The sequence below is a fragment of the Tianweitania sediminis genome (assembly GCF_017813335.1).
In the GTDB taxonomy this organism is placed as follows: Bacteria; Pseudomonadota; Alphaproteobacteria; order Rhizobiales; family Rhizobiaceae; genus Tianweitania; species Tianweitania sediminis.
Genome location: NZ_JAGIYY010000009.1, coordinates 137,107 through 152,239 on the forward strand (window position 1 = coordinate 137,107; position 15,133 = coordinate 152,239).

14 protein-coding genes and 1 tRNA gene are annotated in these 15,133 nt (G+C 61.4%); 4 read left to right on the top strand and 11 right to left on the bottom strand.

Translation table 11 applies throughout. The features are described 5' to 3' along the window. A complete protein-coding gene (locus J5Y06_RS19465; RefSeq protein WP_245248111.1) occupies positions 1-456 on the bottom strand; it encodes a BA14K family protein in 456 nt (151 codons plus the stop codon). Positions 457-596: 140 nt separating this feature from the next. Between J5Y06_RS19465 and J5Y06_RS19470 the strand changes: the two genes are divergently transcribed. Beyond that, positions 597-1,304: a L,D-transpeptidase gene (locus tag J5Y06_RS19470; protein ID WP_209336861.1), complete on the top strand. Its 708-nt coding sequence runs from the start codon at positions 597-599 to the stop codon at positions 1,302-1,304. Between the two features lie 11 nt (positions 1,305-1,315). On the opposite strand, the gene J5Y06_RS19475 is transcribed toward J5Y06_RS19470, so the two are convergent. From J5Y06_RS19475 to J5Y06_RS19485, 3 genes are read right to left on the bottom strand one after another with little or no spacing between them, the layout of a single operon-like run. Beyond that, entirely contained in the window at positions 1,316-3,340 is a 2,025-nt protein-coding gene (locus J5Y06_RS19475; protein WP_209336862.1) for a response regulator, read from the bottom strand. A gap of 1 nt (position 3,341) precedes the next feature. Then, positions 3,342-3,788 (bottom strand): response regulator, encoded by a 447-nt coding sequence (locus J5Y06_RS19480; RefSeq protein ID WP_209336863.1) that lies wholly within the window; start codon positions 3,786-3,788, stop codon positions 3,342-3,344. Continuing rightward, complete coding sequence (locus tag J5Y06_RS19485) at positions 3,785-6,004, bottom strand: ATP-binding protein (RefSeq protein ID WP_209336864.1); 2,220 nt, start codon at positions 6,002-6,004, stop codon at positions 3,785-3,787. Before J5Y06_RS19485 ends, J5Y06_RS19480 begins: the two co-directional genes overlap by 4 nt. A 269-nt stretch (positions 6,005-6,273) precedes the next feature. Here J5Y06_RS19485 and J5Y06_RS19490 point away from each other — a divergent pair. Together J5Y06_RS19490 and purU are read left to right on the top strand one after the other, a co-directional pair. Then, positions 6,274-6,349, top strand: a tRNA-Lys gene (locus J5Y06_RS19490). A gap of 132 nt (positions 6,350-6,481) precedes the next feature. Beyond that, entirely contained in the window at positions 6,482-7,363 is an 882-nt protein-coding gene (purU, locus tag J5Y06_RS19495) for a formyltetrahydrofolate deformylase (RefSeq protein WP_209336865.1), read from the top strand. Between the two features lie 41 nt (positions 7,364-7,404). On the opposite strand, the gene J5Y06_RS19500 is transcribed toward purU, so the two are convergent. Further along, the gene (locus J5Y06_RS19500) at positions 7,405-8,013 is read right to left on the bottom strand and encodes a cysteine hydrolase family protein (RefSeq protein WP_209336866.1); all 609 of its coding nucleotides are present in this window, start codon (positions 8,011-8,013) and stop codon (positions 7,405-7,407) included. 72 nt (positions 8,014-8,085) lie between these two features. On the opposite strand from J5Y06_RS19500, the gene J5Y06_RS19505 reads away from it, so the two are divergent. Next, entirely contained in the window at positions 8,086-8,463 is a 378-nt protein-coding gene (locus J5Y06_RS19505) for a DUF2934 domain-containing protein (RefSeq protein WP_209336867.1), read from the top strand. A gap of 59 nt (positions 8,464-8,522) precedes the next feature. Here the strand turns inward: J5Y06_RS19505 and J5Y06_RS19510 are convergent, their stop codons facing one another. From J5Y06_RS19510 to J5Y06_RS19535, 6 genes are all read right to left on the bottom strand, one after another. Then, the gene (locus J5Y06_RS19510; RefSeq protein WP_385932020.1) at positions 8,523-9,539 is read right to left on the bottom strand and encodes a UDP-glucuronic acid decarboxylase family protein; all 1,017 of its coding nucleotides are present in this window, start codon (positions 9,537-9,539) and stop codon (positions 8,523-8,525) included. After that, positions 9,539-10,666 (bottom strand): CgeB family protein, encoded by a 1,128-nt coding sequence (locus tag J5Y06_RS19515; protein WP_209336869.1) that lies wholly within the window; start codon positions 10,664-10,666, stop codon positions 9,539-9,541. Before J5Y06_RS19515 ends, J5Y06_RS19510 begins: the two co-directional genes overlap by 1 nt. Beyond that, a complete protein-coding gene (locus J5Y06_RS19520) occupies positions 10,663-11,754 on the bottom strand; it encodes a CgeB family protein (protein ID WP_209336870.1) in 1,092 nt (363 codons plus the stop codon). Before J5Y06_RS19520 ends, J5Y06_RS19515 begins: the two co-directional genes overlap by 4 nt. Further along, a complete protein-coding gene (locus tag J5Y06_RS19525) occupies positions 11,751-12,875 on the bottom strand; it encodes a CgeB family protein (RefSeq protein WP_209336871.1) in 1,125 nt (374 codons plus the stop codon). The genes J5Y06_RS19520 and J5Y06_RS19525 overlap by 4 nt, the downstream gene beginning before the upstream one ends. Positions 12,876-12,878: 3 nt before the next feature. Next, complete coding sequence (locus tag J5Y06_RS19530; RefSeq protein WP_209336872.1) at positions 12,879-13,952, bottom strand: glycosyltransferase family 4 protein; 1,074 nt, start codon at positions 13,950-13,952, stop codon at positions 12,879-12,881. Between the two features lie 77 nt (positions 13,953-14,029). Beyond that, on the bottom strand, positions 14,030-15,112 hold the full coding sequence (locus J5Y06_RS19535; protein ID WP_385931947.1) for an NAD-dependent epimerase/dehydratase family protein: 1,083 nt from the start codon (positions 15,110-15,112) through the stop codon (positions 14,030-14,032). Positions 15,113-15,133 lie beyond the last annotated feature (21 nt).

The window sequence follows — 15,133 nt, forward strand, 5'->3', positions numbered from 1 at the left end:
TCAGCTATACGGCGAATAGCACTGGCGCCGCGGGCCGTTGTAGGGCTGGAACGTGTTGTCCGAAGCCCGATATGACCGATACCGGTCATAGCACCACTGGACGTGGCTGCTGCCGCCGGACCGGATCACGCGCCGTGAACTCGGCTGGTTGGCAACGATGCCGCCGATAATGGCTCCTGTTACCAAGCCTGCCGCGCCTGCCGCCAACGCGTCGCCGCGATCCCGGCCGCGCCAGTAGCGCCGGTCACCACGCCAGTGGCGGTCACCGCGGTAATGCCGGTCGCCGCTATAGTGCCGGTCGCCGCGATAATGATGACGCGAGCCGCGCCAATCATTGCGGTAGCTTTGGCGGTTCTCGAAAGACTCGCGGTTTTGTGCCGCCGCGACACCGATGTCGGCGACAAGCATCGAGCCTGCCATCGACAAGGCCAAGGCTGCTGAAAGAAGTTTGCGCAAAATTACCTCCTGAACGGATCAGATGACGTCCCTTTGCAAATAAACGCCCGCCCCGTTTCCGCGTTCCGGTCTTCACGGAAATGGGATGTCGCCGATTTTCACGGATCATCAACCATGTTGCGGCAATGCTGACCCCCTTAATGAGGGCAAAGCCTGTGGGCACTACGATTTCTCGGCGCACCCTGCTGACCGGCCTCGGCCTTGCCGCGGTGGCCGGCTGCAGCCGCAGCTTCGACATGGAAGAATTCGCCGTCGATCTTTCGCCGACCGGCACGGTGCGGCCGAAGATCAGCGTTGATCGGGCCGTCACCGATCCGCAAGTGATGTATGCTTCCGTGCAGGACGGCCCGTTTGTGCTGCCGGAGATCCCCTACCAGAAGGTGCCGCGCGAATACCGTCGCCAGATCGTTCAGGATCCGACCGGTGAAGCACCGGGCACAATTGTGGTCAGCCTGCAGGATCGCTTCCTGTATCTTGTGCAGCCCGGCGGCGAGGCTTTGCGCTACGGCGTTGGCATCGGCAAGGACGGCTTCCTTTGGTCCGGTCGAGCCGTGATTCAGTACAAGAAGATGTGGCCGACCTGGACACCGCCGAAGGAAATGATCGCCCGCAAGCCGGAAGTCGCGAAATATGCAGGTGGTCAGCCGGGCGGGCTCGACAATCCGCTCGGCGCGCGCGCGCTTTATATCTTCAAGGATGGGGTCGACACGCAGTACCGCGTGCACGGATCGCCGGAATGGCGGACCATCGGCCAGGCGATGTCATCCGGTTGTGTGCGGATGATCAACCAGGACGTGATCGACCTTTACAACCGCGTGCAAGGCAAGGCGCCAATCGTAGTCGGCTAGGGGACTCAGACTCAGCCTTCGCCCGTGAATTCCATCTTGCGCATGGCGGTGACCTTCTCGCCGAACTTGTCGAGGTCGAACGGCTTCGCAACCATGTCCATGCCAGCACCGAGAAAGCCGGAGCGGGTGGTGGCACCTTCGGCATAACCGGTCGCGAACAGGACCTTCAGGTTGGGGCGAACCTGTCTCGCACGTTCCGCCAGTTCGCGCCCGTTCATGCCGGGAAGCCCGACATCCGTGATCAGCAGGTCGATGATCTGTTCGCTTCCAATGATTTCCAGCGCCGACTTGGCATCGTTGGCTTCAAGCGTTTCATAGCCAAGGTCGTTCAGGTAATCGACAACCAGCATCTGGACGAGGACTTCGTCTTCCACGACCAGAATGGTCCCGGTGCCCTCTGCGGATATCATGCTGTCTTCCTTGTCGTGTTCGGGTTGAATGCTCGTTGAAGCATCACGCGGCATATAGAGTTCGATCAGGGTGCCGCTCTGAGGCGTCGATTCGATCCGAATGTGGCCCCCCACCTGTTTGGCAAAGCCGAAAATCATGGAAAGACCAAGGCCGGTGCCTTGCCCGATCGGCTTGGTGGTGAAAAATGGGTCAAAGGCCTTTTCGATGACATCGGAGGACATGCCCATGCCGGTGTCGCGAACCCGCGTCACCACATAATCTCCCGGGGCAATGCCGAAAGCCCGGGCGCGACGCGCATCAACCGAAACATTTGCCGTAATGAGACTCAACGTCCCCCCGTCCGGCATGGCGTCGCGGGCGTTGATCGCAAGGTTCAGCAGCGCGCTTTCAAATTGGTTCTGGTCGGTGAGGGCCGGCCACAGTCTTGGTTCCAGCTTCACTTCGACTTCAATGGCATCGCCGATAGTGCGCTGGAGAAGCTCCAGCAGCGAGGTCACCAGCTCGTTCAGATCGGCCCTTTGCAGATCGAGCGACTGGCGCCTGGAAAAAGCCAGCAGCCGGTGCGTCAGGGCTGCCGCGCGATCCGCCGACGACATGATGATGTCGACATAGCGATCAAGACCATCCGTTCGCCCGCTGCTCAGGCGCTTGCGCAACAGGTCCGCACCCCCTCGAATACCGGCGAGCATGTTGTTGAAGTCATGCGCGATGCCGCCGGTGAGCTGCCCGATCGCCTCCATCTTCTGCGCCTGGCGCAGCGCCTCGTCTTTTTGCTCAAGCTCGCGGGTGCGCGCTTCCACTTCGGCCTCGAGCATGTTGGTGGACATGCGGATTTCCGAAATGTCGATCGCGCAACCGACATGCCCCAGGAACTGCCCGCTGCCGCTGAAGCGTGGAGCGGCCTCGCAGCGCAACCAGCGCGCATGGCCGTCATTGCCCATCACGCGCACCTCCGCACTCAAGCCGGAATGCCGCTGCAAAGCGTTCTGGTTGGTCGCGATGAACGACGCGCGATCGTCCGGATGCACAACCATGTCCCAGCCGCCCTGCAGCAGTTCCGGGGTGGTGGTCGCGAACTCGCTTTCGAAGCGTCGATTGGCGAATGTGAAGTTGCCAAACTGGTCGGTCGCCCAAATCAATGCCGGAGCACTGTCTGCCATGACCTGGAAGCGGATTTCGCTTTCCTGCAGCGCCACCATGGCAGCGGCTCGTTCAGCGCGTGCCGTTGCTTCGTTGAGTGCCCGACGTGCCACGCCCGGAATGCGGCCGAGGTCACGCTTCGTGACGTAGTCTGTTGCGCCAGCACGGACGGCTTCCGTCGCGAACTTCTCGCCAATCACTCCTGACACAAAGATGAACGGCACGCCTGGTGCGAGAGTGTTGGCGACATTTAGCGCTTCCAGGCCGTTGAAGTCAGGGAGAGAATAGTCGGACAGAACAAGGTCATAGGGCCCCGAGGTCAGAAACCTCTCGAACTCGGGTCGGATGACCGCGCGATCCACACGGGTGTCGGCTCCAAGCTTGAGGAGCTGGCGCGTGATCAGGTCGGCATCGATGATGCTGTCTTCAAGAAGAAGGATTCGGAGCGCAGCCGTTTCCGGCAAAGCAAAATCGTGTTCTTCCATTTCAAGGGCGCTTTGCAGGAACCGGCTCGTTCAAAACGGCCCAAACCATTCCCAAATCACGGATGGCCTGGAAGAAGGCGTTGAACTCGACAGGCTTGACCACGAAGGAATTCACGCCGCTCTGGTAGCTTTGCAGGACATCCGTTTCCTCCCGCGAGGAGGTCAGCATCACAATCGGGATGCTGCGATGCTCGGGATGGGCCTTTACCTTCTCGAGAACTTCGAGGCCGTTGACCTTCGGCAGCTTCAAATCAAGCAGCACAACCGCCGGCGGTTCCGGATCCCGATCAGCATAGGCGCCTTCGCTGAAGATGTAGTCCAACGCCTGAACGCCATCGCGTGCCACCACGATCTCGTTCGCGATGTTGCTGCGTTTCAGGGCGGCCATCGTCAATTCGATGTCGGCAGCGTTGTCTTCAACCAGGAGGATCGGGCGCATGCCGATCATTGAACACGAACCTTCCTAGGCTTGGGAAGACTGAAACTGAAGGTCGCTCCTCGGTCAAGCTGTCCTTCCGCGGTGATGCTGCCACCATGGCGGTCGATGATCCGCTTCGACAAGGCAAGGCCGATCCCGGTGCCCTCGTAATCCTCGACATGGTGCAAGCGCTGGAACACCTGAAACAACTTGCCGGAATAAGCCATGTCGAAGCCGACACCATTGTCGCGCACCGAATAGATCATTTCTTCGCCCGCATCTTCGCCGCTGATCTCGATCACGGCCGGGTCCCGGTCGCGAGTATATTTTACAGCATTGTCCGCGAGATTGTAGAAGGCCTGGCGTACCAGGGCAGCGTCTCCATACCCGTCCGGAAGCGTTCCGATCTTCCACACGAAGTTGCGGCCTTGGTCGCCATCCTCGAAGCTCAAGCGGATCTCTTCGGCGATCTTCTGCATGTCGATGCGCGACAGGTTTAGGCTGGCACGGCCGAGTTGCGAAAAGCGCAGCAGGTCGTCCACGAGCTGACCGGCCGACAGCGCCGCGTTGGAGATACCCTCAAGATAATGGCGCGAGATCGACTTCAACTGCTCGCCTTCTTCCTCGCCAAGCAATTGAGCATAACCAAGGATGTGCCGGAAGGGGGCGCGAAGGTCGTGTGAGATCGAATAAGAGAACGACTCCAGCTCCTTGTTGGATCGTTCCAACTCACTGGTCAGCTCGGCCCGTTCTTCGGCACGCTTGAGCACGAAGTTGACCACCGCGTTCCGGAAGTCACCGGCGGAATGGATTTCCGACAGGCGCCATGGCTCGGAGCGCTGCTTGACCTGTTCCTTCCACGTCTCGAACGACTTGCGCGGATGGATCCGCATGCTCTTGTCGTCGACTGCCTTGTGGGGGTTGCCGCCCCACCGGACGGTGCGAACCACCTCAGGGCGGAACCAGATGATGAAGCTTGGATGGATCCGTGAAATCGGGACGGCAAGGATGCCGCTTGCGACTGCCGAGATTGTTGCCCCGCCATGCCATTCCGCAGCAAGATGGTCCGTGGCGAAGGGGCCATCGAGCTCCTTTGCGTGCAGCCAGTCTGCAAGCTGCTTGATCACGCTTGTGTCAGGAACTGCGCCCGTCGTTAGCACCATGCCTTCGGTGACAACTGCGGCCCCATCGGCGTTGGTCATGCCAAGCCACTGGCGGGGACGCTCCACCAAGCCCTGCTGGAAGGACGGAGCGCGGCTGAGATGCGCCACCAGCTCGGTTTCTAGCCGTTTGAAGCCGAGTCGCTGGACGCTCTCGCGACCGCGCTCCTGGCTTGCAATCTGTTGTGAAACGATGCGGCCAAGAAACTCGGCCGCATTGCGTCCGGCAGGCGGGACATAGAGGGGCGCCTCGTTATGGCAGGAAATCAGCCCCCAGAGCCTGCCTTCCACGATCAACGAAATCGACATGGAGGCGCCGGTGCCCATGTTGCGCATGTATTCGAGGTGAATAGGCGACACGCTGCGCAAGGCGGCGAGGCTGAGGTCGGACGGTTGTCCGTCCTTGGGCGACACTGCCGGAATCAGCGGAACCGGCTCGTAGGTTGCGGACGGGATAAGGCGAATGCGGTTCAAGCGGTAAAGCTCCCGCGCCTGCGCCGGGATGTCCGTGGCCGGAAAGCGGAGATCAAGGTAGGAGGGCAGGGTGCCGTCGCCGTCTTCGGCAATGACCGTGCCGGTCCAGTCTGCGTCGAAGCGATAAATCATCACGCGATTAAAACCGGTGAGTTCGCGGACTTCGCGCGCGGCTGCTTCCGTCAAGGACAGGATGCTGTCGTACTCTTCAGCCGCATCCACGAACCGGCGCAAACGCGTGTAAAAGAGCTCGCCACCGCCAAGCGATGAGTCCGGCTCGAATTCCAGCATCAGGCCCTGCAGCGTGGAGTGCGCGGTGACTTGGAACCACGCGTCCGACAGGAGAACACGCTTCTGCAAGGTTTCGCTCGGTTGAAGGCGCGCATCCCGAAGCGCGCCCAGGAGAGGCGTCAGCCGCTCGTCTTCCGAAATCGGCATGCCCTTTTCGGTGAGCGATCCACCCAGAATAGATGCGGCGTTCGCGCTCTGCTGAAGAACACGGAAATCCACCTCGTCCAGGAACAGAAGCGCGCCATGCGGCTGTATGCCGCCAGGAATACGGATGGGCTCCTGCGCGCAAAGATCGAGTGATGGTTGCGGAGCACTAGACACGGTGAGATCCCGCGGTGGGCCGGAGGAAAGGAACGTTTGGCGCTGAGACTTGGAGCAAAAACACTAAGAAAGACACCTATTCGGTCTCAGAAGTAGGACTCGAGAACGATCTCGACATGGGGGGTGCGACGTTCCGGCGGAGGAAAGCTTTTTCCGGCGAAGAAGGCCGCCGCTGGCAAGAAACAGGAACCTTCCGCGCCTTGGTGGTTGACCCTGTTGAAGGTGCTGAATATGGTCCGCCAACTTCGGCAGCCGCTTCGCGGTTCCGCGGGCGCGTAGCTCAGTTGGTAGAGCAACGGACTTTTAATCTGTAGGTCATGGGTTCGAGTCCCATCGCGCTCACCACCCGCTCCCCCAGCCTGAACTCTTCTGCTCTCCTTCCGCGCAGGCTCCCTCGACATTCGGATCGGAATGGATATTGAGGGCTTTGGCATCGGGGCGATGCCGAGCAAGATTGTTGAGCGGGGAATCTGCAAGATGAAGTTCGTGGTCACCGTCGAATGTCCGTCGCGGCGCGGCATCGTTGCTGCCATCTCAGGCTATCTCGCCGACAAGGGCTGCAACATTGTGGACAGCTCGCAGTTCGATGACCTGGGAACCGGCCGCTTCTTTATCCGCATCACGGCCTTGAGCCAGGAAGGGGTCACCCTGGCGGAACTTAATGAGGACTTCGCGCCCACCGCTGCCAAGTTCGAGATGAAGGCAAGCTTCCAGGATGCCGCCGAGCGCATGAAGGTTCTGATCATGGTGTCGCGGTTCGGCCATTGCTTGAATGACCTCCTTTATCGCTGGCGTATCGGTGCCCTGCCGATCGACATCGTCGGCGTGGTTTCCAACCACCTCGACTACCAGAAGCTGGTCGTGAACCAGGACATTCCCTTCCACCACGTTCCGGTCACCAAGGCCAACAAGGCGCAGGCTGAAGCTCGGATCTCGGAGATCGTCGAAGCCACGGGCACGGAACTGATCGTGCTGGCCCGCTACATGCAGGTGCTTTCGCAGGACATGTGTGCCCGCATGTCCGGGCGTATCATCAACATCCACCATTCCTTCCTGCCGAGCTTCAAGGGCGCGAACCCCTACAAGCAGGCGCATGAGCGTGGCGTGAAGCTGATCGGAGCGACCGCCCACTATGTCACGGAAGATCTGGATGAAGGCCCCATCATCGAGCAGGACACCGTGCGCGTGACGCATGCCCAAAGCCCGGATGATTACGTGTCCATGGGTCGTGACGTGGAAGCGCAGGTGCTGGCGCGGGCCATCCACGCCCACATCCACCGGCGGGTCTTCCTCAACGGCAACTGCACCATCGTGTTTCCGCCGAGCCCCGGCAGCTACGCATCCGAGCGCATGGGCTGAGCGAAACCGCTGCGCCGCCGGACCAGGTGTGGCGCAGCCAGTCAGGCCCAGAGCGTCCGCAACTCCTTGCTGCTGACCACCTCGATCTGCTTGCCGAGCCGATCGCAATAGATCTTCATCATGGCGTCGTGCGTTTCATCGGCCGAACTGCAGAGTGCGTCTTTAACGATGATGGTGCGGTAACCCCGGTCGACGGCACCCATGACCGTCCCCAGCACGCAAACTTCGGTTTCGCCGCCCGTGATGACCAGCGTTTCCACGTCGCGGTGACGCAGAACGCCTGACAGGTTGCTTTCGACCCATGGCGAATAAACATGCTTGTCGACCACCGTCGCGTGCTCCGCGAAGGGCTGCAAAGCGGGAATAAGGTCGATCATGGAAGGAGCGAGCCGCTCCAAGGTCATATCAGCCCAAGCTTCGTAGTATTCCTTCCACTTCAGCCCCATGCCGTTGCCCGGCTTTCTGGCGGGAACGAAGCGGGTGAAGATCGTCGCATCTGTGTGTTGCTTGACGATGTCGACCACGTTTCCGGTGATCCGGTCCATCCACGGAACAGCCCAGGGCGAGTCACCCGAAAAGATGTTCTGCATGTCGACGCAAATGTGCGCGGCCTGGCCCTGGATCGGAGCGGGTTGTTTCTTCTCGGGCATGCTGGTCCTTCACGCGACTTGAGGTTGCGCGCCTCCAAGTCTTGAGCCGACCACATGTTCCCCGGTCGCGTCATGATCCCGCGCGAGGGCGCAATGGAGCTGATGGCTCCGTGCGCGCGACTTTTTTTGGCAGAAAAGGAAACAGTCGGCGAACAAATTGGCTCGAAGGCAGTTAGGAGCAAAATGGAGGTAAAAGGGATGGCTCCTTTCGAACAGCTGGCACCGCTGCCGCTTGAGCAGGCCGACGATGATTTGCCCGTCGCGCCGTTTTCCTGGAGGCAGTATGGGACACGCAAAGCTTCGCTGAAGGATCGGGAAACGCGTATCCGCGAGCGGGCTTACCTGCTTTGGGAGGGCGCCGGCCGCCCTGTCGGAGAGCAGGACATGCACTGGCTCATGGCCGTGGAAGAGATCGACGCCGAGATCAAGGCGGCCAAGGCGCGTCACTAGCGTCAATCAAGTTAAAAGAAGCCCGGAGTTGCTGAGGCAGCCCGGGCTTTTTGTTTGTGTCAGACCACGGCGCTCAGTGAGGATGCCTTCTGCGAAGCACCCGAGCGGTTTTGTGCCGCGACGATCTTGCGGAAATGCGTGATCGTGGTGTCGAGTCCTTCCCGTAAGGGGACCCTCGGTTCCCACCCCAGCAGCGCCTTGGCGCGGCTGATATCCGGTTTGCGACGGGTCGGATCATCCTTCGGCAGCGGCTGGAACACCACCGCGCTTTTCGTGCCGGTCTTGGCGACAACAAGCTCCGCAAGCTCATTGATCGTGAATTCACCGGGATTGCCGACATTCACGGGCACGCCCGGATTCCCGGCAACATCCACCAACGCGATCAGACCAGCGATCAGGTCGGACACGTAGCAGAAAGAGCGGGTTTGTTCGCCCGTCCCATAGATGGTCATGGGTTCGCCGCGCAAAGCCTGCACCACCAGGTTGGACACGATGCGTCCGTCTTCCGGATCCATGCGCGGGCCATACGTGTTGAAGATTCGCGCCACGCGGACATCGGCACGGTTGGCGCGCAGCATGTCAAAGCAAAGCGCTTCTGCGGCGCGCTTGCCCTCGTCGTAGCAGGCGCGAGGCCCCGTGCAATTGACGTTGCCGTTGTAATCCTCGCTCTGTGGGTGGCGGTCGGGGTCGCCGTAGACTTCGCTGGTGGAAGCTTGCAGAAAGCGCGCCTCGTGCGCTTCCGCCAGTTGCAACAGGTTCAGCGTGCCAGCAACGCTCGTCATCATCGTGTGGAACGGATCAGCCTGATACCGTGGGGGCGACGCGGCACAAGCAAGATTGAAGACGACGTCGAGCTTTCCGGAGATCTTCAGCGGTTGACAGATATCATGCTGGAGGAAGCGGAAGCGCGAATGGTTCTGAAGATGCGCGACATTGTCTGCCGAACCGGTCAGCAGATTGTCGAGGCAGATCACGGACGCCCCGCGAGCGAGCAGAGCATCGCAAAGATGCGAACCAAGGAATCCCGCGCCGCCCGCCACCAAAGCAGTTTCGCCTGCGGCTGTGACCTGATCCATCATGCTGTTTCCCGAAAGGATGCCTTGCTTGCGTGGCTTCGGCTGGAAGACCGCTCCGGAGCCACATCCCGTAGATAACCGACAAGTTCCGCCGCGCGCGCGTGGCCGGTGTGACCTTGCAGGACGCGCTTCTTGGCGCTTGCCGCCATCTGGAGCCGCTGTTCCTCGGACGACCCAGTGAGGAGCGCCACCACCTCGTCGCTCGAGCGGGCAATCGCGACCGCTTCTCCGAAGGGGAGGAGATCGTCCAACCCTTCCCAAAAGTCGCTGATGATGGCGGTGCCGCAGGCTGCCGCTTCAAACAAGCGCACGCTCGGCGACCAACCCGCCGCGATCATGTCAGCCCGAGTGACGTTCAAGGTAAAGCGCTGGCGGCTGTAGAAGGATGGGTGTTCGGCGGGCGGCAGATGGTCGATGCGTTCGACGTTCGCCGGCCAGTCGATGCTATCCGGATATTGCGGGCCGGCGACCACGAAACGGAGATGAGGCAGGCGTCGTGCAGGCTCGATCAGAAGCTGTTTGAGCGTCGGCTGCCGGTCGTCGCTGTAAGTGCCGAGATAACCAAGGTCCCACACCGTCGCTTCGCCGGTGTTCTCGTAGCGCTTGTCATCCACGGAGCAATACAGCGCTTCCGCACGTGGTGCGCCGAACTCGTTTTCCAACTGGCGCAGCGTCGGGCCGCCGGTGAAGGAAAAGTAGACGTCGAACAACGGCACCTGACGTGCTGCCAGGTATTCCTCGTCGCCCTTCTTCAGGCGCGCAACGGTTATCGGGGTGTCGATGTCATAGAAGGCCAGACGTTTTGGGCGAAGCGCATGCACGGCATCGATCACCTGCGGGCCTTCCGGCACATAGGAGCCGATGATCACTGCGTCCGCCTCCTGAATGCGGGCGGCAAAGCGGCCAACGAGTTCATCCAAGGACTGGTAGTAGTGAAGCTCACAGAAATCCGGGGAGGGCAGGTCCCGATGCGCGGCATACCAAGGCACGTCTCGCTCCAGAAAAGTGACGCGATGGCCAAGCGCATGAAGACCGCGGAGCATGCCGCGATAGGTGGTGGCGTGTCCGTTCCCCCAGGACGATGACAGCGACAAGCCGATGATGACGATGTCGAGCGCTTCGCTCACTCGGCCGCCTCCACACGGTTAGAGCGGAAGTCGCGGAAAATTGTGTCCGCTTCGGCTGCCCGGTCGGCATAGGTGTGGTCGCGCAGAACCCGCGCAAGACCAGCCTTGCCGATTTCGCTCGCACGTTCGGGCGCGAGCCCGGACAGGATCTCGGCGACGTCCTTTCCGTCACGCGCGACCAGCACTTCCTCGTCGGGCTTCAAGAAGAAGTCGACGCCGAGCCAGGCGTCGGTGATCAGGCAGGCCCCGGCGCCGCAAGCCTCAAACACGCGCGTCGCCGGCGAAAAGCCCATATCAGCCATCGAATCGCGGCTGATGTTCAGTACGGCCTTGGGCGTTACGTTGAAGGCATTGTGGTCCCGCGTGCCGACATGGCCGATATAGTTGATATTGCCGGACATCGGCTTGTCCCCCCAGCCGGAGCCTCCCAGGATGAAGCGCTGGTCGGGCAGGCTGTCGGCAGGATTGAGGAAAAAGCTTTCCACCCGCGCTTCGCGGTCCGGCAGGCGATTGCCGAGAAATGCAAGATCAGCCGCGAAGCGGGGATCCGGCTCCACCGGATGATGCGTCTCCGGGTCGAGTGCGTTGTAGATCGGCACGCAACGCTTGGCACCGATGGCGCGATACGCATTCACCACCGGATCGCCGCCGCCATAAGTCAGCACGGCATCGATTTCCTTCAGCGCCTTGTGCTGGGGATGATCCGGATTGGCGCGGAGATCGGCAAGCGTGGCAGGAGCGTCCACATCCCAGAAGATCTTCATGGCGTCCGGGCGGGCGGCGCGGAGCACTTCTGCCAGTAGAAGGTCATCTTCGAAACCCACGCCGCTGGCTTTGACGACGATGTCGGCATCCGCCGCCTTGGCCGCTTCCCGGCGCAGCGCATCCACCGTGCCGTCATAGACGACGACTTTGCACCATTCTGGCGGCTCGATGTCGCGGTTCTTGCCGCGCTCGTAAACGTCCGGCTCGTAGAAAGTGATGTCGTAGCCGCGTCCGGCCAGCGCCCGCAGAAGGCCGCGATAATAAGTTGCCGCGCCGTTCCAATAAGACGAAAGCAGGCTTGATCCATAAAAGGCGATCTTCACGCTGCGGCCTCCTTGGTGCCGGTCGGGGTGGTGTCTACGCCAAGTTCTGCCAAAATCGCCAGCAACTCGTCCACTCTATGACGACAGGTGTGGCGGGTGCGGATGGTTTCCAGCCCCGAAGCGGCAATCTCTGCGCGCTGGGCCTCGTCGTGCAGGAGCGTGCGGATCAGCGCTGTCATCTCGTCGCCATCCTTCGCGAACAGGAAATCCTGCCCCGCACGAAACAGGCCTTCGGCATCGTTCCAGGGGGCCGAGATCAAGGGAATGCCACAGGCTAGCGCTTCAAACATGCGGATCGTCGGGATACCCGGAAGCGATTCCACATAGGGCCGGCGAGGGATGTGCATGGTGAGCTTGTGCTGCGCGAAAGCCGCCGGGACATCAGCATTCGCGATCCAGCCGCCGTAGCCGAGGCCGGCTTGCTTCAACGCGTCGAGTGCGCGCGCGGGATAGCGCACACCCCGCACGGTGCCGCTCAGATCCAAAGTCGATGATGGTTCTGTGAGGAAGGAAGCGATTTCTACGGTGCGCTCGTCGTCGCCCCAGTTGCCGATCCAGATCAGGTCGCCTGTTTTCTCGATTTCCGGATGAGGCTTGAAGAGCCGATCGTCTGCGGCCTCATGCCAGGTGAAGACACGACGACCCCATCCCGCCTTCAGGTAGCGCTCGCGCAGGGTTTCGCCGAAGGCGAGCACCGCGTCATAGCCGCTGAGATCAAGTCCGCCGATGTCCTGTTCTGCGGACACTGCGCGATGATGCGTATCGTGAAAAAGGAGGCTGAACCGACCGCCTTCGCGTCTGATCTTGCCAATACGTGCCACAAGCGCCGGATCGGTCCATTCATGCACGAGGACGACATCCGCTGCCGCCAGCGCCGCTTCGTGATCGAACCCGTCGTCATATTGCTCGGAGCGGAGGGTCGGGAAATCGTCGCTAAAGCGATCGACCGCCGCCTGGCCTAGGTCTTGCCGGAGGTTCTGCCGGCTCCACGATTCAATCGGCTCAAGGGCGTGCGCTTCGAAGCCGCGGGCGACGAGATCGCGCATGACGCCGCGCAGAAAATGCGCATTGCCATGGTTCCAGTCGGATACGAGGGAGTGTGTGTAAAGAAGAACGCGCATGGATTAGTTCGAAAGCACGAGAGGTCGCTCGGCGGGGACCTGGACTTGGGTGTAGATCGCCATCATCGCCTCGGCTTGAGCGGAAGCGGAGTAGCGCTTGGCACGCAACAGGGCCTTGCGTCCAAACTCCTGGCGCTGTGAAGGACTGGCAATAAGACCGTCCAAGGCGGCGACGAAGGCGTCCGGGTCGCGGGGAGCGGCAAACAGCGCAGCACCATCCCACAGTTCGCGATAGGTCGGGATATCGGACAAGACGAGTGGCGCACCGGCCGCGGCGGCTTCAAGGGGAGCCAGGCCAAACGGCTCGTAGATGGACGGCGACACAAAGATGCCGGCTCGTGCCATGACCTCCTGCACTTCCGAACTTGAAAGCGTGCCAAGATGATCGGCGTTGCGCATGCGAATGCGCTCACCGTTCGGACCCTTCACCGAGCCTGCGAGCCGCACGGGCCAGGACAGCTTATTGCCCACCGCATCGAGAACCGCGCCGTTCTTCCCTTCGTCCCACCAGCGCCCGGCTGCGAACACGAAAGGCTGCCGTTCTGCAGTACCGGCCGTGACTTTCGAGGCATTGTGCACCACGGACAGGGATCGAATCGGGCCATAGCTGCGCTCCAGCGCTTCGGCATGGCTGCTGCTCGGCGCGAGCACCGCGTCAGCTGCATCGAAGCCTGCGCGATTCAAGCGCTTCTGCCATAGCAACTTACCCGGCTGCTGGCTCCTTACGGCATCGAGCCAGGTGATCACGCAGGAATGCGATACCACGACCACGGGGCAGGGCACAGAAAGCCCAGCCGCCTGCGACGGAGCGTTGAGGTGAAGCAGGTCAATGCCTTCGGCCTTCACAAGCGCTTCGATGCGCCTTGGCAGATCGTCCAATTCGGCCGGGCGCTTGGCCAGCCATTCGAGCTTTGCGTCCTGCCAGATCAGCTTGCCAATCTTTTCAGCTTCATGCCGCTGCTCGGACGAGGGGCGAGGACCAAAGCCGACGAACACGAAGGTGATGCCATGCGGCTGCAAGGATGCCGCGAGATCGAGGCCGTAGCGCCAAACGCCGCCAACGGCGTCCATAGTCATCAGGACCCGCAGCCGTCGGGAACTGGCACCATTTCGTGCCGGACCGCTCCTGCTGCTTACCGTTCGTTCCGCTCCGCTCACGCCGACACGGCCCGCTGCTGGGGAGCGCTCGCCCGGATGCGGTTCTCGGCCAGCCAATGGGCAAGATCCGCCAAACCGTCGCGCCAGCCGACCTTCGCCTGCCAGCCGATCGCGCTCTCGATCTTGCGCGTGTCTGCCACGAAATAGAACTGATCGCCCTTGCGCCAATCACCGTAGCCGATGTCGACATTTCGGCGGGTCAATCGCGTGATCTCACTGAGCACCATCCGCAGGCTGACGCTGTTGGTTGGGCCGCCGCCAAGGTTGAAGGCCTGTCCCGACACGCAGTCGATTGCATCCAGAACACCACGATAAGCGGCGACGCAGTCGCGCACATGCAGGACGTCGCGAACCTGCTTGCCATCGCCATAGATCGAGATCGGCTCACCACTAAGCGCCTGGAGGAGGAAATGGGCAACCCAGCCCTGATCCTCCGTGCCGAACTGGCGCGGACCGTAGATGCAGCTCATGCGCAACACAGCCGTCGGGAGGTCAAAGGATTTTGCGTAGTCCAGAACATACTGGTCGGCAACGCCCTTGGAGCAACCGTAAGGCGTGCAAAAGTCGAGCGGGCGATCTTCCCCTACGCCGAATTCGGCGAGGTGCGGGTCAGCCGGGGTGTAGCGCTCCTCCGTTTCCTGCATGGCGAGATCATCGAGGCCGCCATACACCTTGTTGGTGCTGGCAAAGATCACAGGCACGCGGCGACCGGTTGCCCGCACCGCTTCCAGGACGTTAAGCGTTCCGCGGGCATTGACCTCGAAATCGTCAACCGGATCGGCCAGGCTCGTCGTCACGGCGGTCTGCGCCGCAAGGTGGAACACGGCCTGCGCATCGGCGACCAGGTCGCGCACGGCGCCTGCATCGCGAATGTCGGCGCGGGCTGGGTGGACGCGCGAGCCATGCGTGGCGACCAGCCAATCGAGATTATCCTGAACGCCGGCGCGACTGAGATTGTCGAGCACCACCACGTCGCGGCCTTCAGAGAGGAAACTGTCCGCCAGATTGGATCCGATGAAGCCGCTGCCGCCGATGATCACGACCGGCTGGGCTCGCCCGATGATTGCAGGTCCCGCCACGCTCTTATGCTCCCCTTGCAC